Raw genomic sequence first — 26,765 nt, forward strand, 5'->3', positions numbered from 1 at the left:
GCAACTCAACCCACCACACCACATGTATGATCATGGTAAGACACCCTTAGCGCTGTTGCGCTCGTAGCCTGGCGAGGCGTTCGTTATCTTGCTGGAGCCTGGCTTCAGCGCGGGTAAGCAGTGTTTCGATCTGCTCATGGGGCCAGATGACGACTCCATCATCATCCGCGATGATCAGATCGCCATCACGGACGATAGTCTCTTCAAAGGTGATGCGCCCACCCACGACTGCCGGACCGTCCTTACGTGAGGCAGTAGGGGTCACCCCACGACACCAGACGCGGAATACTTCAAGTGCTTTAATCTCCCTGGAATCACGGACCAGGCCATCCGTAATCAGGCCCGCGAGTCCTGCATTCTGCATTTCGAGGGCGAGCAGGTCACCCACAGTCGCTGTCCGCGAGGCATGCCCACCCGCGACGACTAGCACCGTTCCCGGCTCAGGTGGTGCTTCCAGCACTTTGCGAATGGCCAGGTTATCATCCTGGCTCATCAGCGCGACATAGGCTGGGCCAACGACGCGTGAACCCGGTAACAGCGGAAGAATATAGTTGGGAAGGACGCCCTTTCCTTCGCTCGCGTCAGATGCTAGCGTGGCCGAGAGCCACTCTGGATACTCTCTCATATGCTTTCTTTGCCTTTCCCTATTAGCAGCTAAATAATGCGATATGCATCTTCTGCATATCGCCTCGCGCCTACCACATCGCCTACCCGTTATTATATTTGCGATTGCCCCGAGATGCCCGCCCGGGCAAGCTATATCATATAACATAGCGAGTGCCGCAGGCGCGAGAATTAGTTGCCTCGCTGCATGCGTTCGACAATCAAGGTCATCACATGGCTGACTGCCAGGGCGACCTCTACATCTTCCTGTCCCTGAAAGTCTTCGCGCGTGGGGCTGTGGAGCGCAATAATACCAAAGAGGCGCGATCCTATCAGGAGCGGTAAGAGAAGGGTTTGCTCCATACCTGGAGCCAGGTCTTGCAGCGGAGTGGGAAGCTGTGATGTCTGGAAGAGAGACGTTTCCTCTTGCTGGAGATGTACCAGCAGAGGCATGCCTTCCAGTGATTTCCCCATGAACCGATGCGCCAGGCGTTGCTCCTCTGGCTCATCCAACCCCAGACAGAGTAGATCCATGACGGTCATGTTGGCATCTAGAAGGAGAATGCTTGCACGTGTGGTGTGGAAGAGTTGACATTGTAGAGCGGTGATTTGCTTCAAGCTCTCACGTTGTTGTCTAAGCTGATTGGTATCAGGCCTCTTGGTTGCTTCTAGCGCAATGACATGCGCAAGCTCCAGAAACATATTGAGGCGATCATAGATCTGGCGCTCAAGCGCGCGCTGCCGAGTCACATCGCGATAGACGAGGACGGCCCAGCGAATACACCTCTGTTCGTCGTAAATGGGAGTGCCACTCACATTAAGGAGGCGGTCCTGACCATCCAGCGAATGAATGAAGATGTCGAGCGTGCTCTCACCCGTCAGGGACTCGCCCGCGAAGATACGCGCCAGCGGCGTCTGCTCTATCAGCAGGTGCTGCCCCTCCACAGAGCGAACTTGCAGAAGTGCGAAACGTTCTTCGTGCGAGAGGGCGAGGAAACGCGGATGATGTTCAATCAAAAAGAGATCATGAAAAGCCATATTGGCCCAGAGGAGAAAGCCCTCCTCATTGAAGACCGCCAGCGGATCGGTCAGCGTTTCGATGATCTGCAGGAGAGAAGGCGAGAGTGGCAAGGCGGTATCTGTGGTGGCGGCAGAAGAGTTTGACAAAGCAGGCATGTCTCTCACTACACCCGAATCTGCTCTGCCAAAGTTGTTATAGAGACTTTTCGGTGTGAAAGAATCTATTGGTGGTAACATAAACTCAGGCTTTTGGGGGAAAAAGGTACGCTGGTTATTCTGAAGCATATTCACACACCATTTCATCTAGCTACATTTTAAATTGTTTACCAACATATTTGAATACATGAGCTTGCCTGTACTACTATAACATAGATGTGTGGAAAGGCGTCAATGGTGTAAAAGCGTATAAAATCGATAAAGATAACAAGAGGCGTAAGTTTTTCATCCTTGTTAAGACTTTGTGATACATTGCAACACAATGCACTAAAATGAAAGCAGGCAGGTGGCCGATATTGACCACCTGCCCGTTTGTATTCGGAATGAATTATGTACCGGATGTCAGGCGGGAGAGGTTTCCCCTGTTTCCGCGAGTTCTACGCGCTCCGTCTCGTCGTCGTGACGCAAGAAATCTGCCTCGCGGGCCTCGCGACCTACGGCAGTAAAGATGATGACCGCCAGGAAGGCGCCTAATGAGAAGTAAGCCAGCGCTAGTTGATAGTTGGGGAGCTTCTCCGTTCCCAAGGCATTGGCCGTAACGCCCTCGATGAAGACGATCCAGGAGGCGAAGAGATTGCCGAGCTGGTAGGCAAAGCCCGGGAAGGTACCACGTACATCCGTGGGCGAGAGCTCATTCAGGTGAGCAGGGATAATACCCCAGGCACCCTGGACCATAAACTGTAGCAAGAAGGCGCCAATTGACAGTGAAACGGCTGTTCCCACTAGCGGTATCTGAATCAGGCCTGTCCAGAGCGGGATCATAATGATGCCCAGGATACTAGCGATGATAATGGCGCGCCTGCGACCCCAGGACTGAGAGAAGGCCCCAAACAGCGTGCCTCCAATAATCGCCCCAATATTCGAGATAATCGTAATAGTGGAGGCCTGTCCAGGACTGAAATGTAGTTGAGCCTTCAAGAAAGTTGGCAAGTTATCCTGAGTGCCATGAGAGAGACTATTAAAGGCCGTCATCAGGAAAATGACATACAAGAAGACGAGCCCATGGCTCTTAATGGCCTTCCAGATGCTTTGCCACATCCCGATGCCACGCGAGCGTAGTGACTCCTGGCGTTGTGCCCAGACCTCGGATTCGGTGACGCTCAGGCGAATATAGACTACCAGGAGGGCGGGCAACGCGCCCACAATAAAGAGGCCGCGCCAGCCAATAATGGGAAAGAGTATCCCATAGGCAAGGGCCGCCAGCAGATAGCCAAAGGCATAGCCTTGCTGGAGAATACCAGAGTAGAGGCCGCGTGAGCGTGTTGGCAGCGACTCCATAGCCAGCGAGGAGCCGAGACCCCATTCTCCGCCCATACCGATGCCAAAGAGAATGCGCAAGACAAGGAACGTAATATAGTTGGGAGAGAAGGCCGTGAGGAGTTCCAGGGCTGAATAGAGCAGGATATCGATCATAAGCGGAGTGCGACGTCCAAAACGTTCAGCCAGTAAACCAAAGATGAGGGCGCCCAGCGGGCGCATCGCCAGAGTTAGGGTCACGGTCAGCAGGATGGCGGTAACCCCAAGGTGAAACTCTTTGGCAATCTCGGTCGCAGTCAATGAGACGAGGAAGAAATCAAAGGCATCAAGGGTCCAACCGAGAAAGCTCGCGATAAAGGTGTTACGTTGATTCCTGTTTAATGAGGTAGCGACGCTGCTCAAGGTAGAGTACTCCTTTACTATAAGCTCATCCTTAACAAATAGTATGTGCGTGTGCCGCCATGTGTAAATTTATATAAATTGGGGAGGAACGGTGAATTACACTATATCACTTTTTTCTTAAAATGTGTTAGAGCTATCTTATTAAAATTCGGTATTCATAATTCTAGCCTTCTTCTTTCTCAAGGTTGTGTAACGGAATATGAATAGGAGGCCGCTTAGGCAGGCGGTTGAAGGCACCTGGTACAAAGGTACTTTCTCTCTTGTCACGTGCTGGGGGAGGAGTATAATACGCCTGTTTACAGGACCTTGACGAAGGGGCAAGTCACTCCAAAGAAGGGTGATTTTAGAGATATAATTTGTGGTCGATATTCTAAATTAGTGAGGATCGCAAGAGCTATTTCGTGAAGACCACATAGGAAATGCTACCCCCTTCAGGCATGGAAGCAGTCAGTTTAGTGTTCTTATATATGAGACATGGTGCAGCCCTATTATCTCTTTCATTTCATTCTTCAGATAGAGGTACATGTCTGCATACTTCTTCTCCGAACACCCTGAGCGCGCCTGTCCCGAATGGGGGAAGCGCTAGACACGCCAGTGGCGCGTGCCCCCGAATGGGGGTTGGGTTTCGGAATAAGATCAGAGAGCAAAGCAACAGAGATAGTCAACAAGTACAAAACTTGTGAAAATAAAGGAGAAATTGTATATGCCTACGCTTGAGAAGTTCTGTGAGCACGACCTGGTTATGTGGCACTATCGTCAGGGCCAGAAAAATGTTCCCGCCCCCGCCGTGGTTATTCGCCAGGAGGCAGATGGCGTGGTCATCCGTGTCAAGGTTGAGGGCAGCGTCAAGCAGGTCGTTGTCGCTCCCGAGCAACTCTCGCATCGCTAAGAGCGATACAAAAGAAACGTCGATCATATGACTATGACGCATGATCGACGTTTCTTTTTTTAATAGAGGAGTAAGGTTGCAGGGCGCGAGTGCCCTTTACTGACACCCTTACTCCTCTCTATTTTCCTCTGCTCTAGAAGGTGGTTTCCAGAGGGCTGTACTCGCCCTGCCAGAGGCGCTGCATCTCCGTGCTGGTCGCCAGGAGGTGCTCGAGTGTGCCTTCGGCCTCGAGTTGGCCATCCTTGAGGACGAGAATATGGTCGGCGCGGCGCAGGACGGAGCGCCGGTGAGAGACCGCCAGGACCGTCTTCTCTCGTTGCGCGAAGATGCGCTCCCAGAGGAGAGCCTCGGTCTCAATGTCCAGCGCGCTGGAGAGATCGTCCACCACCAGGAGTTCGGCGGGACGCACAAACATACGTGCCGCGGCGGAGCGCTGGATCTGGCCCCCCGAGAGACGCACGCCTCTCGGACCGATCACGGTATCCAGGCCCTCGGCCATCTCCGCAATATCAGGTTCCAGTACCGCCAGCTCAAGTGCTTGCTTCAGGTTCGCCTCACTATCCTCCATACCAAGCAGGATATTTTCACGTAGACTATCGCTAAACATGTGCGGCACCTGTGAGGTATAGGCGCTGTGTGGAGGTACGAAGAAGGCCCCTGGCTGCTCCACGCGTGTCGCGTTCCAATAGATATCGCCTGCCTCTTTCGGCAATAGACCCAGCAATACCTGCAAGAGGGTCGTCTTGCCCGAGCCAATCTCGCCAGTAATGACCGTGAACGATCCCCGTGTTAGCGAGAAGTTGATGTCACGAATACCATGCTCAGCGTCGGGATAGCGGTAGCTAAGTCCTTCAACTTTCAATTCCTGGAGTTTGCCCTCCCCAATGGGAGGCGGCGCGGGCAAGGTTGGAAGTGGTCCGCGCATATACAACGGACTCACTTCAACCAGTTTAGATGCAGGTGCCCCTTGCATCAGTGTAAGCAGACGTTCGACAGAGACATCTGCCTGCTTGTATGCTGTCAGCATGCGACCAAAGTGCGCGGTAAACTCTGTAATCCAGCCCAGGTAGTAGACAAAAAGCGCGAAGTCGCCCACGGTAAAAGACCCATTATACATCACCTGCCCAGCCAGTAACAGGATCACGCCTGTACCTATGCTCACAGTATTGGAGAAGGTCGATTGAAGCACCTGGTCAAGCAACTTGTCGCGCACCGTCATCGTCAGGCGGACCTGGTTGAGGCGCTGAAAGTGTGTAATGCTCTTTTGCTCGGCATTTGCGATCTGTACCGCCTGTACCGCGCCAAAGAGCTCGCCCAGGAAGCCCGTCACGTCGCCGGTGGCCTTACGGTTATCGCCACGTCGCTTCTTGATCTGCTGACCCGCGATATTCACGCAAGCCACGATGATGATCAGGGGTAGGTAAACGAACAGGGTAATAAAGGGACTGATTTTGAGCATGATAACAAAGGCTATGCCTACAAAGAGAATCAGGGCAATCAGGTCGTTAAAGCCCATCAAGAAGGAGCTAATCTCGTCCACGTCATCGCGCAGACGGCTGATAGCCTCACCCGAGGATGCGGGCAGCGCCCGAGCACCTGGCAGTTGCAGGACCCAGGCGAAAATGTTTTTCTGGAGCAGGGCCGCGCTGGTATACATGAAGGGCGAGTTTGTCAATTGACAGCCTGCGAGAAAGGTCAGACGCCCCAGGCCTGAGGCCAGGAAGAGCGCGGCTATGGACCAGAGGAGCTGCTCATTCAAGCTATGGACTGTTAAGCTATCAAAGAAGCGCTGTGAGATCAGACCTGGAATCATCTCGAAGATAAAGACCAGCACGATAGAAAGACAGTTGAGCAGGTAATACCAGGGCTGGAAGCGAATCAGGTGCCAGAAAAAGCGCCAGGCTTTCATTGTAGAACCTCCTCATGGGCGGCGTGTAGCAGATGTGAGAAGTAGGAGTCCGAATCGGAGGCGAGCTGAAGACGGGAGCCATACTCGCGGATGCCTCCATCGTCGAGCACCATGATGCTATCGGCCCGCTGAACCGTACTCAGGCGATGCGCGATAATAATCGCCGTTCGCCCCTGGAGCAGGGTATCAATGGCGCGCTCCAGAAGCCGCTCAGTAGCTGGATCGAGGCGTGAAGAAGCCTCATCCAGGATAATGACGGCAGGATCTTTGAGGAAGACACGCGCAAAGGCTAGAAGCTGAGCCTCACCGGCGGATAGGCCACCTCCGTTTGTCGCCAGAATCGTGTCCAGGCCGTCCTCCAGTTCATCATACCAGTCGCGGAGTCCGAGTGTCTCTAGAGCCTGGAGGATGCGCTGATCATCGATACTCTGGTCGAAGAAGGTCAGGTTGTCGCGGACGCTGGCATGAAAGAGCTGTACATCCTGCGTGACCATGCCGATCATATCGCGCAGGTCGGCTCTCCTGGCGGCGCGCAGCTCCTGGCCGCCCAGGCGGATTGTTCCCTTGATTGGGTCATAGAGGCGGAAGAGGAGGCGGGTAATGGTCGTTTTGCCGCTGCCCGTTCGCCCCAGCAGCCCCAGCACCTCTCCGGCCTCGATATGGAAGTCCAGGTCGCGCACGACCATGTCTTCCTCGCCGTAGCCGAAGGAGACATGCTCAAACTCGATGTCGAGCGCACCTTTGGGAAAAGCCACACCGGGGCCATCCTCAAGCTCGCTCTGCACTTGAAGTAACTCGCGGATGCGCACAAAGCCAGCGCTGGCCTTCTGGAAGTCATCGAGCTGATCGGTTATGGCCTGAATAGGTTGAAAGATGAGCTGAGTGTAGTAGAAAATCAGAAAGGCCATACCCAGCGTCATCTCACCACGCTGGTAGAACCAGGTGATGACCAGGAAAGCGACCATGGTTCCCAGCAGAGAGGTGAGAATAGGCATGGTCCAGACAGCGACCGACATAACCCTGGCTGAACGCGCAGTACGCAAGCGCTGGCGTGTATAGCTGTAGAGGCGGCGCAAAACGTAACCCTGCGCGCCGCTGGAGCGAATATCCTCTGTTCCATGCAGCCGCTCTTCAAGAAAGCCATACAGTTCGGCGCTAGCCTGGCGAAAAGTCTTCCAGCGCGTCACCGCGACATTGCGCACGCTATTAATCAACAGTAGCGCTACGATAGTGAAAAGGGCGAGCGCAAGCCCTGCGCGCCAATCCTGAAAGAGCATTACGATGAGAACGCCAACGAGCAGCAGCAGATTGCCCAGCACTTTGATGACAAACTGAGAGAAGAAATTTGCCAGGGCTGTTACATCGCCATCCACGCGCTCGATGAGTTCACCCGGAGTATGCTTTTTATGGAAACCCATGTCCAGTGTTACCAGGTGGAGAGCCAGGTCAACGCGTAGTGCGTTGGTCGCTGTCCAGCCCACGCGCTCGCTATAGTAGGTTGCGACAATCTTCACCGCCTGTTGTAGGAGCGCGACTACGATGAAGAGCAAGGCAATCCCAAGCACAGGTGTCTGAATGGTAGTCGCAGTAATCGTGTCGATAAAAATACGTAGAAGCTGCGGGTTGACGAGCTGGAGCGCGATATCGCCGCAAAGCAAGAGCGCCAGTAACACCACCAGGCGCCCTTGTGGAGCAAGATAGGTTGCCAGCAGATGGCGATAGTCTTTGAGATGCATGATGGTCCCTTCTATTGTGGATGTATGTACCCGGCGAGTGTCCAGTGGTAAAATCCTAGAACAAACGAGCGCAAGACAGGATATAAAAAAACAACAGCAAAGCTAGAGGATGGGACAGCATCCCGCGGAACATACAGAGAAGATGTGAGTGGAAAGGAATCGCGGGCGTTGACCATCCTGCGCCCACGGTCTGTGTAGAGCGTCTATGCGCCTGGAGAAGTACTTCCGTCAAGTGTAGAGGCAGCATAAAAAGGGCAGAGTGAGGCCTTGGGCAAGTTAAAACTGCCGGTATTACGAGTTGTTGTCAGGTCTGGCAGCCATACCCTAGAAGCCATGAACACGCTCCCTCTGCGGTTATAGTAAAGCAATCAATACATTTGAGCTTTTCTAGTTTACCTCAAGAAAGACCCCAAAGTCAAGGCCTGTAGATGCGGTGTATAACGTATATGCGTAAAGATTTACGCCACTAGCTTTTCGTCATGATATGGCTGGTTTAGGGATTGATTGTATAGAGTGTGGCAAATGCCTACGACATTGTCACACGCTATCGATTAGTGGATAGATCTTTGTAGCAGTGTTGCCCTTATTGGGTTGCCAGAAATAGGACCCGTGTATGTAGCTTGATCAATGATTTTAAAACCTATTTTCAAGTAATACTCACCCAACTTTTTATTCTCTGTCGGGTAATCGAGTCGAAGGTAATGAAGACCGAGTGTTCTCGCATATTTCTCTATGAGGGGGAGAAAAATTTGGCCCCCAACGCGAATTCTCTGATTGCCAACTTGCAGGCCCCCTTTGCGCAAAGAAGCCGTAACAGAAAACTTTTCCACGTAGATCGCAGGCGTTGTGAGGTCTCGCCAAAAGTGAGGAGCTTCAAGAGAGAGGAATGTTGCGCCAATGAGAGTATTGGTGTCTCTATGGCATAACAGGTAGAGATTTTGAGCTTGAATTATTTGTAGTATTCTCTCGCTGTTAAAAGGAGCCCAATCCGTTGACTCATGCATACAAGGATCGATGGATGCTCGGACATCGTTATAGTGCGTCACGACCTCAGGCACTTCTTCTGAAGTCGCTTTCCTGAACGTAAAGTTGCTTAATAATTCTCTACTCATAAACAGGAATAATAAATGAAAGAGTCAGGAAAGTCAAGGAAGGGCGTGTGGCGCTTCTGGTCTAGACAAAACGATACCCTTGAGTATCGCGGGCACGAAAGGGAACTTTTGGCATGCACAATCCGTCACCTTGAATGGAACAATGGCATATCGACATGTGACTGCGCATCGTTAGCACTCATATGTAGAGTGCTTGCCTGTGGGAATGCTTAGGAGAGTCATGAGATGAGAATGAGAAAACCATCATTTCGGCATGGAGTGCGCGTGAGCATTATCGCCTCATTGCTTGGCCTCTTTATCCTGGCTATGAGTGGCTGCGGGAGTGCCAGCGGAGGATCTACCAGTGGTAACCCTTCTAGCACCAATGTAGTCAGGCAAACGGTAGCGCCCTCTGTCTCTGCTACTAGCGCCTCGAAGACTCCAACCGCACTCGCCGCAACCCCGACCACGCCTGGCACAACCGCCATCTTGAATTGTGGTGCGGTCAAGATATCGGCATTGCCGATTTCAGGAGATGCAAAATCCCGTGATGCGGAAGAATGTTTTTGGCATGCCTATCAACAGTGCCAGGCCGCAATCCTGATAGTGAATTTTACCGGAATAGATACGCTTACCAGGCATACTGTTACTCTGGGGCCAGGTACGCAATCTGGATCTTGCCATGTGACGGAGGTGGTGCAGCATTCAATAATGCCTCAACCACTCAAGACGACCGGCAACTATAGCTGTGGCAGTATTAACCGTACATCTCAGGCCATGGTGATAAAGGCTTGCGGCAAAGATGGAGATATCACTATCCCTTTGAGTTAAGCCGCAGTAGACGCGCCAGGCTGGAAGATTGTTGATCTTCCAGCCTGGCGCGAAGCATTAGCCGGTGCCTATCCTCATGGTAGAGGTCCCTCTCTTGATGAGGACGTGAGTATGATTTAGGGTCCGGTAAGGACGCACCCGGTGACGTGGTTATCCCACTCTTTCTGCACGATGTAGGAGTGTCCGTTCCAGGTCACATCTCCACCGCTGCTATTGAGTGAACCAAATTTCCAGGCACATTTGTCGCCAATCTCAGACCCACTGCTATCGTACCAGGCATTGAGCAGGGGATCGGTCGCTGCCTCCATCTGCTCATGCGAGGTGACGTTGATGGTCTGATCGGCGTCATCATGGTTCGGGCTGGAACCTGGATTGCAGGAGAAGCTTGCCGCGTAGGGCATGGCTGCGTAGATGGTGTGGCTGCCAAAGTAGCTGTGGTAGGCACAGAATGCGTTGGAGGCACACTGTGAGTGGCTACTGTCGAAGCAGAGATTCTCATTGGCCTGGGTGAAGACAAAGAAGATGTGGTTAGTGCTTGCCGTCCAGCCATTGGCGCTGATAGCGCGCGAAACCTCTTTTTGAATGTCGGAGTCCAGCAGGGGACTCCTGGGATAGGAGGCGGTATCAGTCCAGGAGCCACCGAAGGTAGCGTTGGAAGGATATCGGCCAGAAGAATCTGTGTACTGGGTGTTGTTTTTGTACAGGCCCGAGGAGCCGACATCACCAAAGTAGCGATTGATCAGGCTGTGATACCCGGAACTGACGCTGTGGTTCGGCTCCCAGTAGATAGCGTATGCTGTTGCCGTGCCATTTTGCACAGCGCCGCCATAGTAGTTCAGATTGCTCCCTGCAAAAGGGGTGACTTTGGCGCTGTTCGAGGTATTGGAGCGCCAGAGGAAATGAACCTTACTAGACTTTGCGGCGGCTGGTGTGGATGCGGCAGAAGCGCCAAGGGGCATGAGCGTCAATGCCGCTAGAGCCATCATGATGGCAGGAAGTACGAGGGTGAGCAATGCTCGCCTTCTCATGTGTCGATACTCCTTCTTCTTGAAGTAGTTAGAACACAATCAAAAATTAGGGGGAACAACAGTGTGGCACCGGCTGACGAAAAATCCCTTTCTCGTCATTGCTTGTTATTAAGTGTACTTTTTGCCCCTTCACTCATGCTTCGCTGTTAATTTAACACAAAGTTAATACAATAGGTCTCAAGTTTGAACTTATGTTAAGAAACTCCCTTTAATTGAAGGATCCATTTATAAGGATATCTTCTCTAAGAGTATCTTATGTAAGATTTTGTCTTATGGAAGATAAGAGGCGAATTAGCAAGGCCGTCTAGTGGTCTAGATGACTTGACAATGAAATGAAAAGCAGATACAGTTACTATTAGGTTTTCTCATTTGGGTGTACGCGCATATCCCGTAAGAATCCGCCCACTATACGTTATGCTTCAGGGATGTATGCAGCATAATATACGGTCTTCTAGACCATAGGACGTAAGGTTTATAAGCAGGCGCTGCGCGTACGGATGTGCCCTGGTGAGTTTTTGCTAGTGCTTTTTATATTGGCAAAGCGTTTTTATGCGGGAGGGAAACCCAATGAAGCGTCGTGCACCAAACCGATTCCTCGCAGTGGCCTGTATCGTGTTTACCCTGGTTATGTCCTTTGTCGTCACACATGCTGCCCAGGCCCAGTTCTCCCCTACGAAGGCTCAGGCCGCCACTCTGGCCTCGAGCAACAAGATCAATGCCGCCTATTTTACCCAGTGGGGCATCTACCAGCGTAACTACAACGTCAAAAATATCGTGACGAGTGGTACGGCCTCAAAGTTGAATGCCTTGATGTATGCCTTTGCGAACATCAACAGTAGCTATCAATGTTATTCAGGCGATACCTATGCCGATTATCAGAAGACATTTACCGCCGACCAGGCGGTGAATGGGGTCGCCGATACCTGGAACCAGCCCCTGGCGGGCAACTTTAACCAGCTCAAGGAGCTCAAGGCACTCTATCCCAACATCAAGATCTTTATCTCTATCGGTGGCTGGACCTGGTCCACTAATTTCTCTGCCGCCGCCTCGCCACAAAACGTCTCTGCGTTTGTACACTCCTGCATTGATCAGTATATCCTGGGCAATCAGGCTGGCCCAGGAACGATGGCGGGTATCTTTGACGGTATCGATATTGACTGGGAGTATCCCAATGATCCAGGGAATGGAAATCCCCATGGTCCCCAGGATACGCAGAACTATACCAATCTGCTCAAGGAGTTTCGCACCCAACTTGACCAGGCTGGCGCTCAGGCAGGAAAGCATTACCTGCTGACAGTCGCCGCCCCTGCTGGCCAGGACAAGTATCAGAATATTCAGCTCAACCAGATTGGTCAGTATCTGGATTGGGTTGACCTCATGACCTATGATATGCATGGAGCATGGAACGCGACTGGTCCAACCGACTTCAACGCGCCCCTGTATGCCGATCCCGCCGATCCATCGGCTCCTCCTGCGAACTCGTACAGTATTGATCATGCCGTAACGGACTATCTCGCGGCCGGTATTCCCGCCAGTAAAATTGTCATGGGCATGCCTATCTATGGGCGTGGCTGGACGAATGTCCCCAATGTCAATCATGGCCTCTATCAGAGCAGCTCCTCAATGCAGGCGGCTCCAGGTACCTATGAGGCGGGTATCGAGGACTACAAGGTGCTCAAGAACCTGACGGGGTATACCAGCTACCGCAACCCGGTGACCCAGGTTAACTGGGTGTACAATGGCACAACCTTCTGGAGCTATGACGATCTCACTACCGTCGCGACCAAGACGAATTATATCAATAGCAAGGGTCTGGGCGGTGCCTTCTCCTGGTCGCTGGATGGCGATGATGCCTCGGGAAGTTTTGTGAATGCCGTCTATAGTGGCCTGGGGAACTCTGGCGGCAGCACGCCAACACCAACGCCGACCAATACCCCGACGAAGACGCCAACGCCAAGCCCAACCAACACGCCCACTCCAACGCCAACTAATACACCAACTCCAACACCGACGAACACACCAACGCCAACGCCAACGCCAGTTCCAGGTAATCTGGTAACCAATCCCGGCTTCGAGAGTGGTACCCTCTCTGGCTGGAGTTGCGATAGTAACGACAAGGTGGTCTCCTCGCCTGTGCATGGAGGTACTCATGCCTTGCAGGTGACGCCAACCAGTTCGACGACGGGCGAGTGCGACCAGGCGATTACGGTCCAACCCAATCATACTTACACTCTGTCGGCCTATGTGAATGGCTCCTATGCCTACATAGGTGTTCAGGGTGGAAGCTCGAACTGGACCAGTAGTAGCAGTTACACCCAACTGAGCGTAACCTTTACGACTGGTGCCTCCCAGACGAGTGCCACCATCTATATCCATGGATGGTACGCCCAGGGCAACGTCTACGCCGACGATTTCTCATTGCAATAGCAGTTGCCCCTCTCTAATGAGGAAGCGTCCCCAGTAGCCGCGTACGCAAGTAGCGGCTACTGGCGAGATTGGTCAGTTTCCATAGGTGATGACCATGGGTGGTGGGTTGAGCGACAGGACATCTTTGGGGGGCATGATGCCTGTCTTGGCCTCAATTTTATAGAAGATTTTAAAGCCGCCATAACGGAAGTTATGGTAGTGCTGCATGTCGTTGCCGACCCACTCGTTATACTGTTGCCTCTTCTCCTCTTTGTCTCCGGGAAAGCCACCGACACTATCGACATGAATTACCATGTCAACCAGTGGGCTGGAGTGTAGGTTGCGCTTATCGGCGATCTCTGCCTCTCCGGCGTCGTAGGGATTACTCGCGCTCTCGCCATCCCCGCGATACTGGTGGATGATGAGGATCTTCCGCGGGATGTGATACTTCAGGGGAAGCGCGGCGACGGCGTCAATAATTGGATTCAAGTCGCTGGACCGCACATTGCTTAGATTTGTGCCCGGAATACCGTCGTGGCGGGGGAACATCCATTCCGGGTCAATTGCCATATGCACAAAGGGATATTGCGCCAGGTAGGGCAGAAAGGACGAGACCTCCTTCATGACGGGAGCCTGGCCGATGTTTAGATCGAGAAATAAGAGCAGGTTATTGCGCCGACAGAAATCGACGTATGTACGTAAGGTGTCGTCGTCGACGTGATGACTATAGGTGTTATCGGGACCTGGATAGGAATCGGGCACGCTCACGACGAGATCAATTCCTAGCTGTACAGGATGAGCCGGGTCTAGCTGCTCATAGACTGCTCCCTGTTGCTTTAGATGATTGAGCATGTCCTGGTTAACTATATAAGCAGGACCAGTCGGCTCGGCGCCTGGTACGGCATAGAAGGCTACCACACGATGGGTAGGCAATACCGCTCCCACACTGGGATCAAAGGGGACGGGAGTGGGAGTGTGACCTGGCTTGGAGACAGTATGCGTCGTTTCCGCATGAGGAGAGGATGGTGAAGCCTTGCCTACCAGTAAATAATCTTGCCATAGAGGTAGAGTGACGAGCGCGACGAGAACCACCAGGATACCAGCGAGTGTAATTCCAATCGGTAGGTATCTGTTACGGCGGACAGGTTTTGGCGGTGCTTCTGGTAAAATTAATGTAGTCTGTTCAACCTCTGGTTGCTTGACTTCAGGCTGTTCAAGTGATGCTTGATCCATTGCTATCTCAATCCTTTATAAGGAACTGTTGTGGTTAAATAATAATTGTCCTCCTTATATTGAACAATGTTTGCGTACATGATTTCATCTCACCTGGTACTTTTATCGCCAAGCTGTTTTAAGAAATACAAGGGTGCAGGAGGGTCTCCCTCCTGCACCCTTGTATTTCTTAAACACATCCTTAACGGGTCATGTTGCCTTTGTCGGCGGCCCCGGCATTGGCGCGGGCCGCTTCGCGGTGTTGTGCCATCTCCTCCACTGTACGTGTGTGTAGGCGTGCCGCGCCCTGTGTCTCATGTAGGTGAACGCGCTTCCCGGAGTGTTCAAGCTCCGCGATCCGCTGTTGCGCCTGGGGAATAGCTTCTTGGTACTGGGGGAGCCACCTGGCCTGGGCGACCAGCATCTCATCGGTCATCTGCCAGACTTCTTCAGGATTGCAGACCGCGCCCACTAATGGATCATGCAGCATAGCCTGTTTGAGCAGGGTCACATCGCCATGTACAGCGGCCTGCATCCCCATTTCCTGCACACGCACACTAACCGAGCAGGTTGCCGCGCAGGCCAGGGGCAGGTCGCCGATGACAGGCATATGGATGCCAGTTTTATCCACATAACCAGGAATTTCAATGGTGCAGCCATCTGGTAAGTTGGTGATGTGGTGCTGATTAGGGATGTTGAAGTGGCCACGATAGATGCGCCCGGTCTCCAGGGCTTCAATGATGTATGAGCCATGCTCCTCGCTGCGTTTATCTGGCGTGAAGATGGCGGGTGGCTCCTGCATCCAGTTGGGGAAGTCGGTCTCGAACCAGTTGCGCCCCTCGGTGCAGACGCGTAAGTAGCCGCCAGTCTCGCCATTGATCCAGCTTGAGAGGTCAATCCACTGCTCGATCTCCTCGGGGCGCTTGCGATACCAGGGTAGATACTCGCTCAAGTGTCCATTGGACTCTGTGCTATAGTAGCCGAAGCGGCGCAGGACATCGATACGCACCTTCTCCGTTGTCGGAAAGGTCGGATGTTGCTCAAACAACTCCAGTAGTTGTGGCAGCATATCGCGTCCACGCCACTGGACCTTGATGAACCAGGTCTGGTGGTTGATGCCTGCGGCGATGACCTCTACATCCCGTCGATGAAGTTTTGCCTCGGGATCCAGCAAGCCTTCGCGTTTGGCCCAATGCTCGATAACGCTGGTGATCTGCCAGTGCGCGCCCTGCACGCCATGACAGAGACCAATAGTGGGCACGCCGCCATAGGTGTTACACGCCCAGACATTCATTGCCATTGGATTGGCATAGTTGAGCAGGATCGCTCCTGGTTTGGCTACTTCGCGGATATCTTTGCAGAAATCCAGTAGCGCGGGAATGGTGCGCTGGGCATACATGATGCCACCAGCACAGATCGTATCACCCACGCATTGATCAACCCCATACTTCAAAGGGATATCAATATCGGTCTGGAAAGCCTCCAGTCCACCCTGGCGAATGGTACAGAGTACATAATCGGCATCTGCCAGGGCCTGGCGACGATCAAGGGTGGGTTGAATGGTCGCGGGCAGTTTGTTGGCTTCAATATCGCGCTGGCACAGCTTTGTGACCATATCCAGGTTATGCTGGGAAATATCGGTAAAGGCAAAGGTGGTATCAGCCAGTTCGGGTACGGTCAAGATATCGCGGACCAGCGTCCGAGTGAAGCCAATGGAACCAGCTCCAATGATGGCGACTTTGATTGGCATCGCAGGCATCCTTTCAGGTAAGTGGTGCAGTATATTGCTATTGTGCTTACTGTAACACGCCATAAGAAGTGCCTTCAAGGTCAGAATGTTCCCTCGTGTCTGGCACTTCCTGGGAGGCTGCTTACGCTTTCGTCAGAATAGCCACATCATAGGCTTCCAGCAGAAGTGTTTCTGCAACCTCCTGGTCGCGTAACAAGTCATGATAGCGGTTGCCTGGCGGGAGCGCGACCCGAGTGGGCGTGTCCTGGTGGTTGAGCAAGAAAAGCAACTGGCCCTGAGCGTTTTGGCGAAGTGTAGCCTCGACCCCTGGAGGCGTGGTGAGCACCGGGTGGATCTGCTGCTCCTGGAGGATACGCCCATAGAAATCATCCAGGAAGCGCGACTCCGGCTCACTCCCGATATAGTAGGCAGCTCCAGCTCCGATGTTGTGGCGAGTGAGCACTGGCGTGCCAGCGTAGAAATCGTCGCCATAGGTCGCGAGTGTGGTGGCCCCTTCACAGTGAGTGATGGCGCAGAGATGGCCGCAGGTATAGCTCTCGCCACTGTCGTGCAGCACAATCCGGTTGTGTTGGTCAGGATGGAGCGCGTCAATCTCTTCATTCCATATACCAAGGACCTCACGCAGTGGTCCGGGATAACCGTTCTCGAAGGCGAGGTCACACTCGTCAACCATACCGCTGAAGTACGTCGTAACGAAGGTGCCTCCCTGCCTGACAAAGTCACGTATACGCTCGGCTACGCCTGGTTTGAGCATATAGAGCATGGGTGCGATCAGGACGCGATAGCGGCTAAAGTCTGAGTCACTGAAGACAATATCGACCGGCACATTGCGTTTCCAGAATGTGGCATAATGCTGGCGTACGGTCGCCACATAACGCTTATCGCGCACCGGTCCGATGCTGGCGTCCATGGCCCACCAGTTGTTCCAATCGAAAATGAGCGCGACCTCTGATGGCGTGACGCCGCCCAGGGTACGATCTTGCAGGCGCAGGAGTTCCTCTCCCAGTTGGCGTACTTCACGAAAGACGCGGGTATCACTACGTCCACTGTGCTCAATTATGGCGCCGTGCATTTTTTCGCACTGGCCACGGCTGCGGCGCCACTGGAAGTACATTACCGTCTCCGCGCCGTGGGCTACCGCCAGGTAGCTCCACAGACGCAGGACGCCCGGTCGTTTGAGGCTATTGTATTCCTGCCAGTTCTGGCTGCTGGGCGTTTGCTCCATCAGCATGAAAGGCTGGCCATCGCGTAACCCACGCATAAAATCATGGGCGAAGGCGATGTCGGAAGCCTGGTCGTGCGCGCTGGGATAGCAGTCCCAGGAGATCACATCGACCTCTTTCGCCCAGGCGCGGTAGTCCAGTTCGGAATAGGTATTCATCATGTTGGTCGTGATAGGCAGGTGCTGCGAGTAGGCGCGAATGGCGTCGCGCTCGGTTTTATAGCATTCCAGCATCATCTCGCTCTGGAAACGCTTGTAATCGACCACCAGCGCGTGGTTTGAGCGTTCCCCATTGGCATAAGGTGGCTCGATCTGCGACCAATCAGTGTAGGTATGGCTCCAGAATGCTGCCCACCATCTTTGATTTAAGACATCCAGATTTGCGTAACGCTGCTGGAGCCATGTGCGAAACGCAGCAGCACAGTTTTCGCAGTAGCAAGCGCCAGCATACTCATTCGAGACATGCCAGGCAATGACGGCGGGATGCTGGTGATAGCGTTCCGCCAGCTTGCCTGCTATCTGTACAGCCAGGCGGCGATAATTAGCTGAGCATGGACAATAGTTGACACGCCAACTATGATGCCAACGTACGCCGTTATCACCAGCGCGCATGACATCGGGATAGCGCTGCGACATCCAGGCTGGTTGGGCCGCGGTGGGCGTGGCCAGGCAGACGAAGCGTCCCGCCGCAGCCAGCTTGTCCAGGATGGTATCGAGCCCCTCGAAGGTAAAACGTTCCTCTTCAGGCTGAAGCGAAACCCAGCTAAATACACCCAATGTCGCAACCTCAAAATGGCACTCCTGCATGAGCTGGATATCTTCGTCCCAGATAGCCCGTGGCCATTGCTCTGGATTATAGTCTCCCCCGTGCCAGATAAAGGGCGCGCGTGAATTCAAAGGAGAAAATGGTTGCATCAAACTCTCATTTCGTTGTTTCTCAGGAATCGATCTCAAACACTTAGCTTTACGAGAATAGTACCATCCTCGGCCTGCACCCAGGTATTTTGTGGCTGCTGTTCTCCTGACGATACCTCCTTGCATGCTTGAGTAGTATTGATCAGTACCTCGGTAACGAGCGCGCTCCCGGCCAGGGGAAGTAGACGCAGAGCAAGCTGACGTTTGGCCCCTGCAAGGCTGATACGCAACTGGCTGCCTTCCAGCTCGGCGGTGATGCGTGTCTGACCATCTCTATCCTGCAGCTCAAATGTCCCTCGTTCCAGCAGGTAAGCCTCGACCGTGATATCCGTAAAAGGTTCCTCGGCAGTGAACGAGACAGGTTCGGCAGTCGGAATGAGCGCGTTAGCACGCACATAAAGGGGAAGGGTTTCTAGCGGTGCCTGCACCTGGATGGTACGAGGGCCAGTGAATGTTTCGCGCGTCCAGTAATCAATCCAACGGCCTTCTGGCAGATAGACCGTGCGCTCCCCACTAAGATTGTAGATAGGGGCTACCAGCAGTTCCTCGCCGAGCATATATTGCAAATCCATTGTGTGGGTCGAGGGATCATCCGGAAATTCGAGCACCATTGGCCGCATAATGGGCAAGCTGGTTCGCGCGGCTACACACGCGTAGGTGTAGAGATATGGGAGCAGGCGGTAACGCAGGCGAGCGTAGGTGCGGAAGAGCTCCAGTCCCCGCGGACCAAAATCCCAGGGGAGGCGGGTAGAATTGCCATGGGCGCGGATCATTGGCGAGAAAAGGCCAAACTGTGCCCAGCGAACATAGAGTTCTGTCGAGGGATGGCCTGTGAAGCCGCCAACATCGTGGCTCCAGAAAGCGTGACCACACATAGCCATGCTCAGTCCGCTACGTATGGTCGAAGCCATGGCGGGAAAGGTGCTGTTGACGTCGCCACTCCACTGGGCTGCATGGCGTTGCCCGCCTGCGTACGTGGAGCGTGCCCAGACCAATCCAGTGTGGCCTGTAACCTCCTCGGTGACCTGGGCGACAATGTCGTTGTACAGCAGCGAGTAGAGATTATGGAGTTGCTCGCCTTTGATACCACTATAAGCTAGCGCGTCGTTGGGAATGCCTTCGCCAAAATCCGTCTTATACACGTCGGCGCCAATGCGAAGCGGTTCGCGCAGCAGCTCTTTAAACCAGGCGATGGCCTCGGGGTTGGTGACATCAATGATGCCAACTGGCGGGTGGAAACCACCCCAGATATCGACCACGTACGTTTGACCTTGCGCGTTCTTGAGAAAATATCCCTTTTCATCACCCCTGGTAAAATACTCGCTCTCGATGCCAATATATGGGTGCATCCAGAGGCACACCTTGAAGCCCATGGATTTAAGTTCAGCCAGCAAACCAGCGGGATCAGGGAATAGCTCGCTATCCCATAATAGCTCCGACCAGCGGCCAAAACGCTGCCAGTAGCAGTCCAGGTGTAAGACATCACAGGGAATCTCGTGCTCACGAATCAGTCGGGCCCGGCGCAGTACCTCTTCAGCACTATCGCGTTGAAACCCCGAGGAGATCCAGGTACCCAGAGACCACTTAGGCGGCAAAATGGGAAAACTTACCAGCGAGCCATATTTGGTAACGATGCTCTTGAGATCGGGCCCGGCTATCACATAGTAGTCCAGCGCGCTGTCCCGGCTAATGATGCTGTAAGTCGCCGTGTTACTTGCCACCATGTCAAAATCCACCGCATTCGTGGTATCGACGAAAACACCATACTTGCGTGTACTCACGACAAAGGGCACATTTTTGTAGGAGCGCTCGCTAAATGCTCCACCACAATCGATATTCCAGGTCGTAATGCGTTGCCCGCGTTTATCGAAATCAGTGAATTTTTCACCAAAGCCAAAGAAGTGCTCATCTGGCTCAGCGGTAAAGCTATCGTGGAATGCGACACGCTGACCGTTTATCTTGCTCAGGCCAAAGGGCAGCACGGTCAGCTTCATGCGTACATTGGTAACTTCGCTGTAATTTTGCGAAAGCAGGGGGCGACCATCAGCGTCACAGAAAGTGAGATGAAAAGGTTGAAGGGCGACCTCTATACGCAACGATGGCGTTTGCAAGTAAACGTACCCCTCGGAATGCGTTATAGTCACTTCGCATTCGTCTGCCGGAAAGTCGCGCGCCAGGCGTATACGCGCGGGATCGCTCTCCTCATTCTCCAGTAGCACTCGCGCGATGCCATCGGCTACCAGGATGAGCGTGACAGTGACGTTTTCTCCGCTACATGTCTGGCCCTGTAGCACAATTCCTCGCGCATGCTGTCCTTTGACCTCTGCCTGAACAAGAAAATCAGGCCCTCCCTGGTCCTCCGCCTCGCGCACAGGAAGTTGGGGCGGCTCAGTCATATACACATTGTACGGGAGCAATGGAACCTGATCAGCCATAAGAATCTACTCCTTCCATATCAGTGAAACGCTTTGTCCGTTGAAAGGTAGTACATCAAGTCATATGTACATAGAAACGACAGGATGGCATAGAGAGTTTGTCGCCGAAAACAAACTTTTTAATTTGGAGAATGTTCTCTTGACAATGGGCGTGCCATTGAGTAATCTCATAATAGGATCGATTTGGGAGCGATCCCAAAACTATTGTACATGATGCATTGCCCAAAAGTAAACGCTAGAGATTCAAAAAAAACAAAGAGGTTGAAATGCCGCAATTGACGATTGAAGATATTGCCAGATTAGCTGGTGTTTCTCGCTCAACAGTGTCCCGGGTCCTCAATAGTCAGCCGAGCGTCCGGCCTGCTGTAAGAGACCGTGTGCAGGAAGTGATTATCGCGCACGGATACACTCCCCAGGCAGCGGCGCGTCAGCTCGTCACACAGCGTACGCGTAGCATTGGGCTGATTTTGCCCGATAATGTCTATAACCTCTTTGGCAACCCAATTTTTGCCTTGATGAGCCAGGGAGTGAGCCAGGTTTGCGCGCAACAAGGTTATACATCTCTGCTCTTTATGGGTCGGCAGGATATGAATGAGCAAGATATGTTTAAAATGCTGCGCGGGCGTGAGTTTGATGGGGTTGTGTTAATCAGCAGCAACACTAATGATACCTACGCGGCCTTTCTCAAAGAGACGGGCATTCCCTATACGCGGATTGGCCATGAGCCAGAGCAAGACGACCTCAGGTATGTAGATGTGGACAATGTCGAGGCTGCGCGTATCGGGGTCAAGCACCTGATCTCGCTAGGGCATCGGCGTATAGCTATGCTTAAAGGGCTGGCCAGGGACACCTGTACCTCCGACCGCTATCAAGGCTATAAGGAGGCTTTGGAGGAAGCCGGTATCCCGCTGGACCCGGAGCTGGTTGGTGATGGAGATTGGTCCACCGCTAGTGGTTATGAGTTGACAAAGCGTTTTTTGCGGCTTGAGAGGCCGCCCACAGCCCTCTTTTCCTCCAACGATATGATGGTCGCGGGTGTAATTCGGGCAGTACACGAACAGGGGCGAAGGGTGCCTGAAGATCTGGCTATTGTTGGTTTCGACGATCTGCCCCAGACGACGATGATCTTCCCGGATTTGACTACCATCCGACAACCCTGCGTGGAGCTGGGTATCCGCGCTGCCGAGATGCTCATTGAGCAATTGGAGCAAGACACGAAAGAGACCACACCCATGCATGTCATTTTACCGACAACATTGGTGATTCGTGAATCTTGCGGCTTCAAGCGCCGCTCGGTTGTTTCTTAACGCAGATTCATTATTTAACATAAGCTACGGCTTCTGGATAACAAGCAAGAAACTTGACAAGCGCATATTTATTAGGTACACTCATTCGTAATAAAGTTATGGGAGCGATCCCAAATGCCATCAGTTCATTTTAGCTGAATAAAGAGCAGAGGTTGCAATGCTGCAATTCACGATTAAACGTGAGCAAAACCAGAGTAGGTCTGCTAGCCAGATCACGTATTGTATCCAGCTCCAGAGACCTCATCCGGTAAAAAACATGGTGTCAGGGGCTCATAAGTAGATGCCTATCGATATTTCTGCCTACTTGCGCACCCAATAGCACCTGACTTTCTAGCGTATGTTCCCCCGTTTTTCTAGGCAAAGCATATTGCCATTGATGAGGCATTTTCTTATCATCAGTTCAAAAGGTTGAGCTGATGTACGTAATCTGCAGTATTTCGACGAGCCCAGGAAATGCGCTCACCTTTCTGTTTCTAGCCTCACCAAATATGGAGCTTAGAGCGGGCGCTCTTACTACGCATGTCTAGTTGATATGTTGTCAACTAGAGAATACGTCGTGCCTGAGGGAATGAGTATTATTTTGGAATTGGATGTTGCTGTTTGACATCTCTCTTTCCGCTTGATATATGGGACTGAGAAGGAACTATTGTTATGCAAGCACCAACGCTACCAACTGAACAGAAGATAGTGAGCCACCAGCGGCAGCGTGCCCCTAAGCGCTCCCTCTGGCGGGAGATACGTACAAATGTCTGGTCGTATATCTATGTCACGCCGATGCTTGTGCTGTTGCTGGTTTTCGTTGTCTATCCTACCTTCGCCTCGCTGGGTTACACGCTCTATCAATGGAATGGCATTGGTGACCCTTCAAACTACGTGGGCCTGGATAACTTTGTACGCGTCATACACGATCCCTTTTTCTGGGGTGCCTTTCAGCATACGTTCATTTTTACCCTCGTGCTGGTGCCTATCCAGTTACTCCTAGCCCTGGCCCTGGCGCTCGTCCTCAATAATCCCAAATTGCGCTTTGCCTCTTTCTATCGCTCGGTCTATTTTATTCCGGCTGTGACTTCCCCCGCGGTTATCGGCGTTGTGATCCAACTGATTCTCTCTAATTTTGGCGATAACCTGAATCAGCTCTTGTTGAGCATGCACCTGATTCATGAGCATATTGACTGGTTGGGGGACCCACGTTTCGCGCTGGGCATTATTATCGTGGTGGGCATCTGGAATACGCTGGGCTATAACATGGTCTATTTCCTTGCCGGACTGCAAACCATCCCGGCCGAGCTCTATGAAGCGGCCAGCATCGATGGGGCCAACAGCTTTGCGCGCTTCTTCAGGATCACTATTCCGCTCTTGCGCGCGGTTGGCCTGGTCATTGTGATCCTGGCGATTCTGGGCAGCCTCCAGGTCTTTGACCTGGTGCTGGTCTTGACCGATGGTGGTCCCTATCAGGCGACCGAGGTGGTTAACACCTATATCTATCATCAGGCATTTGGTGGCTCCGCCCGCGCAGGCGTTCAACCCAATGTTGGCTTTGCCTCGGCTGCTTCATTCTTCTATGGCCTGATCTTGCTTGGTCTCTCCGTAGCGCAAGTGCTGATATTCCGTTACATCAATCGCCAGCGTGCCATTGAGAGCGGTCAATAAAGAGGATGTACAGGGAGGTTTCTGATGAGTGTTTCTTCTATAACAGATAAGCAACAAAGATCTCGCAGGTTATTCTACAAATTTCGCCAGAAAGGGGGTATCGGGCTAACTCACCTCATTCTGCTGGCTGGTGGCCTTATCTGGATGTACCCATTTCTCTGGATGCTGGGCAGTTCACTGAAGACCAATGGCGACTTCTTTGATCAGGGATTGAATATTTTCCCTCGGCAGATCGAGTGGTCTAACTATGTCAATGCCTGGAACGAGGCCTCTTTTGGCCAGTATTTCTTCAACACCGCCATTGTGGCGGGAACAACCGTCATCGTGGTGATGCTTTTTACCGCGATGGCTGGTTACACGCTGGCACGTACGAATTTCCCTGGCAAGAAACTCTTGCTTGGACTCATCGCGCTGACACTCTTTCTCCCGCATGGCTATACTATTATTCCTGTCTTCGATGTTGTCCAGCGCCTCGGTCTGTTGAATACGCTGGCCTCGGTCATTCTGGTGCAGGCGTCTGGCGGCATGGTTTTCAGCACCTTTTTGTTCATGGGCTACTTCTCGTCTATGGAGCGTGAGATTGAGGATGCGGCACGTGTTGATGGCGCAAACTTCAACCAGCGCTTCTGGATGGTGATGTTTCCCCTGGCCGGTCCCATGCTGGCTACGGTGGCTCTCTTTACCTTCATCGGCGCCTGGAACAGCTTTTTCATTCCCCTTGTTTTTACGCTGGGCGTTCCTGAACTGCGTACCCTGGCAGTGGGTATGTATGCCTTTATTGCCGAAAATAGCACAAACTGGACTTACCTGGCCGCCGGTTCGGTGATTACTCTGGGTCCCATTATGGTGGTCTTCATTCTGCTGCAACGCTATTTCATCAATGGCGTGGCTGGCGCTGTCAAATCATAGTGGCATGGATGGGAGGTCGGTTTCCAGCCTGCCTCCTCCATGATCTTAGTGGTACAGTCGCCAAATTCGTGGCTGCAAGAGCCTGTAGGGTCCATGCGGACATGGACTGCGAGCGCAGCGACGTTCAGGGCACAAGAGTCTATGCCTGCATGGACCCTACAGATTATGTGAATTTCACCACTTAGGCGCAGGTAAGCTTACCTATAGGCAACTTTCTTTAAAGGAGGTGAGACCAACAGTCTGATAATACATCGACACATCCTATCTGACATTCGACGAAGAGTAAGTGAAGCACATTCAACCACTTTATTTCGCAAGCAAAGGAGCCTATCGTTATGGATTTTTCATCTCGTTTCAGTCGGCGCAATTTCGTGAAAACGGCTGCGGCTACAGCGGGGGCTGCTACGCTGGGTAGTGCCCTGGCAGCCTGTGGTAGTAGTGGCGGTTCTTCATCAACGATCACACTCAACTATTGGGACTATTTTGTTAGCCAGGCACCCTGGATCGATAATGAGATCAAGCTGTTCGAGAAAGCGCACTCTGGCATCAAGATCAAAAAGACGATCCAATTGAACTCTTCCTACGCCAACCTCTATTCGTTGGCTGTGAAAAGTCACAATACCCCTGATGTGGCGATGATTCCTCCGCAACCCAACTTCAATATTCAAGTCTCACAGGGTTGGTTTATGCCAGTCGATAAGTGGGCCAATGCTGCCTGGAAAGCGAAGTTCCCTGAAGGCACCTTCCACGAAGGAAACAATGTATTTAACGGGAAGCTTTACTCCGCTCCGATCTCTGGTGCTGCTCCCTGGCTTCAGCTCTATATTAACAATAAAGTCTTCCGCGATGCTGGCCTGGTCAATAGCGATGGCAGCGTGATGATACCCAAAACCTGGGATGATGTGACGCATTTTGCCGAAACCATTACCAAGAAGAGCGGCGGCAGTACCTATGGCCTGGGCTTTGGTAACAGTGGAGGAGGCCTGTTCCAATGGTTCACGCATGTCTTCACTCTGGGGGCTGGCGCTGTTGGCGGCGGCTATACTATGGACTACCGTGTCGGTAAATACACCTATAGCACGGACCGCAACTATTACGACTTCTTGAGCCTGTTCAAAGAGTGGAAAAATAAAGGCTATATTTACCCTAACTCGGTGAGTATCTCTGACGAGGTTAGCCGTGCCTACTTCGAGCGCGCCAAGTACGGAATGACAATGGGAGGCGTCTGGAACCAGGCCGAATGGACAACGCATAACTTCACCGATTACTCGCTGACGACATTGATCTCCCCTACGGAAACGCCAAAGGGCTACTTCCCTACGAGTCCGGGCGGTACCCTCTGGGCTATTCCCGCGGGGACGAAGCATCCCGAAGAGGCCTGGGCCTGGTTCGACTGGCTGTATAGCGTGGATGCAGGCAAACGCTGGACGCAGCAGTTCAACGAGGATCTCTCTACCTTCCCGCAGAATAACGATTCCAGCAAGATCAAATTCAAACCATTTGCCGAGTTTGTTGGCCTTAGCAAGTATGCAATGCCTGCTCCTGATCCCAGTATACGCAATCAGCAGACGGCGCATGTGGAAGTGCAGGCGGTCAAGCCCAATCTGGATGATGTCATCGCTGGCTATTATACTGGTCAGCTTCAGGATCTTCATGCCGCTCTTTCCGATATAGAAGGACGTATGCAGAAGGCACAGGATGATGGCGTCAAGACAGCACAACAGAAGGGCTTCAAGGTTAGTGCAGACGATTACAAGTTCACCGATTGGGACCCAACCAAGCCCTATATCACCAAACCTGCTCAGAGCTAGCATGCCGAGGAGCGAAGCTCTCCCCGAGTCAGAGAGTTCCGTTTCGTAGGTTTACTTGCAATGAAGGCCAGAATCTGGAGGTGTAAGTCGTCAAACGAGGTAAAATTGCCTCGTTCGACGACTTACGTCCCAGAATACTGAGCCAGATTTCGATAGAACCATTGCT

The 26,765-nt window shown here is 52.6% G+C and carries 17 protein-coding genes; 7 read left to right on the plus strand and 10 right to left on the minus strand.

The annotated features are described in order from the left end of the window. Positions 1-46: 46 nt before the first annotated feature. The 3 genes from JMJ04_RS39525 to JMJ04_RS39535 form a co-directional block, all read right to left on the minus strand. A complete protein-coding gene (locus JMJ04_RS39525; protein ID WP_201375853.1) occupies positions 47-625 on the minus strand; it encodes an RraA family protein in 579 nt (192 codons plus the stop codon). A gap of 170 nt (positions 626-795) precedes the next feature. After that, complete coding sequence (locus JMJ04_RS39530; protein ID WP_201375854.1) at positions 796-1,779, minus strand: PAS domain-containing protein; 984 nt, start codon at positions 1,777-1,779, stop codon at positions 796-798. A 402-nt stretch (positions 1,780-2,181) separates the two neighbouring features. Continuing rightward, a complete protein-coding gene (locus tag JMJ04_RS39535) occupies positions 2,182-3,498 on the minus strand; it encodes an MFS transporter (RefSeq protein WP_201375855.1) in 1,317 nt (438 codons plus the stop codon). Positions 3,499-4,201: 703 nt separating this feature from the next. On the opposite strand from JMJ04_RS39535, the gene JMJ04_RS39540 reads away from it, so the two are divergent. Beyond that, a complete protein-coding gene (locus tag JMJ04_RS39540) occupies positions 4,202-4,387 on the plus strand; it encodes a hypothetical protein (protein ID WP_007920161.1) in 186 nt (61 codons plus the stop codon). 133 nt (positions 4,388-4,520) lie between these two features. Here JMJ04_RS39540 and JMJ04_RS39545 read toward each other — a convergent pair whose 3' ends face one another. Further along, positions 4,521-6,296: an ABC transporter ATP-binding protein gene (locus JMJ04_RS39545; protein ID WP_201375856.1), complete on the minus strand. Its 1,776-nt coding sequence runs from the start codon at positions 6,294-6,296 to the stop codon at positions 4,521-4,523. Beyond that, a complete protein-coding gene (locus tag JMJ04_RS39550) occupies positions 6,293-8,032 on the minus strand; it encodes an ABC transporter ATP-binding protein (RefSeq protein WP_201375857.1) in 1,740 nt (579 codons plus the stop codon). The genes JMJ04_RS39545 and JMJ04_RS39550 overlap by 4 nt, the downstream gene beginning before the upstream one ends. Positions 8,033-9,369: 1,337 nt before the next feature. Here JMJ04_RS39550 and JMJ04_RS39555 point away from each other — a divergent pair. Continuing rightward, entirely contained in the window at positions 9,370-9,954 is a 585-nt protein-coding gene (locus tag JMJ04_RS39555) for a hypothetical protein (RefSeq protein ID WP_201375858.1), read from the plus strand. A gap of 116 nt (positions 9,955-10,070) precedes the next feature. On the opposite strand, the gene JMJ04_RS39560 is transcribed toward JMJ04_RS39555, so the two are convergent. Next, entirely contained in the window at positions 10,071-10,982 is a 912-nt protein-coding gene (locus JMJ04_RS39560; RefSeq protein ID WP_201375859.1) for a hypothetical protein, read from the minus strand. A 567-nt stretch (positions 10,983-11,549) separates the two neighbouring features. Between JMJ04_RS39560 and JMJ04_RS39565 the strand changes: the two genes are divergently transcribed. Next, a complete protein-coding gene (locus JMJ04_RS39565; RefSeq protein WP_236038901.1) occupies positions 11,550-13,409 on the plus strand; it encodes a glycosyl hydrolase family 18 protein in 1,860 nt (619 codons plus the stop codon). Between the two features lie 72 nt (positions 13,410-13,481). Here the strand turns inward: JMJ04_RS39565 and JMJ04_RS39575 are convergent, their stop codons facing one another. From JMJ04_RS39575 to yicI, 4 genes are all read right to left on the minus strand, one after another. Then, on the minus strand, positions 13,482-14,621 hold the full coding sequence (locus JMJ04_RS39575; RefSeq protein ID WP_201375860.1) for a hypothetical protein: 1,140 nt from the start codon (positions 14,619-14,621) through the stop codon (positions 13,482-13,484). 181 nt (positions 14,622-14,802) lie between these two features. Next, complete coding sequence (melA, locus tag JMJ04_RS39580) at positions 14,803-16,350, minus strand: alpha-glucosidase/alpha-galactosidase (RefSeq protein WP_201375861.1); 1,548 nt, start codon at positions 16,348-16,350, stop codon at positions 14,803-14,805. A gap of 121 nt (positions 16,351-16,471) precedes the next feature. After that, on the minus strand, positions 16,472-18,487 hold the full coding sequence (locus tag JMJ04_RS39585; protein ID WP_201375862.1) for a beta-galactosidase: 2,016 nt from the start codon (positions 18,485-18,487) through the stop codon (positions 16,472-16,474). A 35-nt stretch (positions 18,488-18,522) separates the two neighbouring features. Beyond that, entirely contained in the window at positions 18,523-20,922 is a 2,400-nt protein-coding gene (gene yicI / locus JMJ04_RS39590; protein WP_201375863.1) for an alpha-xylosidase, read from the minus strand. Positions 20,923-21,188: 266 nt separating this feature from the next. Here yicI and JMJ04_RS39595 point away from each other — a divergent pair, with 266 nt between their 5' ends. From JMJ04_RS39595 to JMJ04_RS39610, 4 genes are all read left to right on the plus strand, one after another. Continuing rightward, the gene (locus JMJ04_RS39595; protein WP_201375864.1) at positions 21,189-22,229 is read left to right on the plus strand and encodes a LacI family DNA-binding transcriptional regulator; all 1,041 of its coding nucleotides are present in this window, start codon (positions 21,189-21,191) and stop codon (positions 22,227-22,229) included. Positions 22,230-22,880: 651 nt separating this feature from the next. Beyond that, the gene (locus tag JMJ04_RS39600) at positions 22,881-23,879 is read left to right on the plus strand and encodes a carbohydrate ABC transporter permease (RefSeq protein WP_201375865.1); all 999 of its coding nucleotides are present in this window, start codon (positions 22,881-22,883) and stop codon (positions 23,877-23,879) included. Positions 23,880-23,903: 24 nt separating this feature from the next. After that, entirely contained in the window at positions 23,904-24,788 is an 885-nt protein-coding gene (locus tag JMJ04_RS39605; RefSeq protein ID WP_201375866.1) for a carbohydrate ABC transporter permease, read from the plus strand. A 335-nt stretch (positions 24,789-25,123) separates the two neighbouring features. Further along, the gene (locus tag JMJ04_RS39610) at positions 25,124-26,599 is read left to right on the plus strand and encodes an ABC transporter substrate-binding protein (RefSeq protein WP_201375867.1); all 1,476 of its coding nucleotides are present in this window, start codon (positions 25,124-25,126) and stop codon (positions 26,597-26,599) included. The last annotated feature ends 166 nt before the right edge of the window (positions 26,600-26,765 follow it).

This window comes from Ktedonobacter robiniae (assembly GCF_016587375.1).
GTDB lineage: Bacteria > Chloroflexota > Ktedonobacteria > Ktedonobacterales > Ktedonobacteraceae > Ktedonobacter > Ktedonobacter robiniae.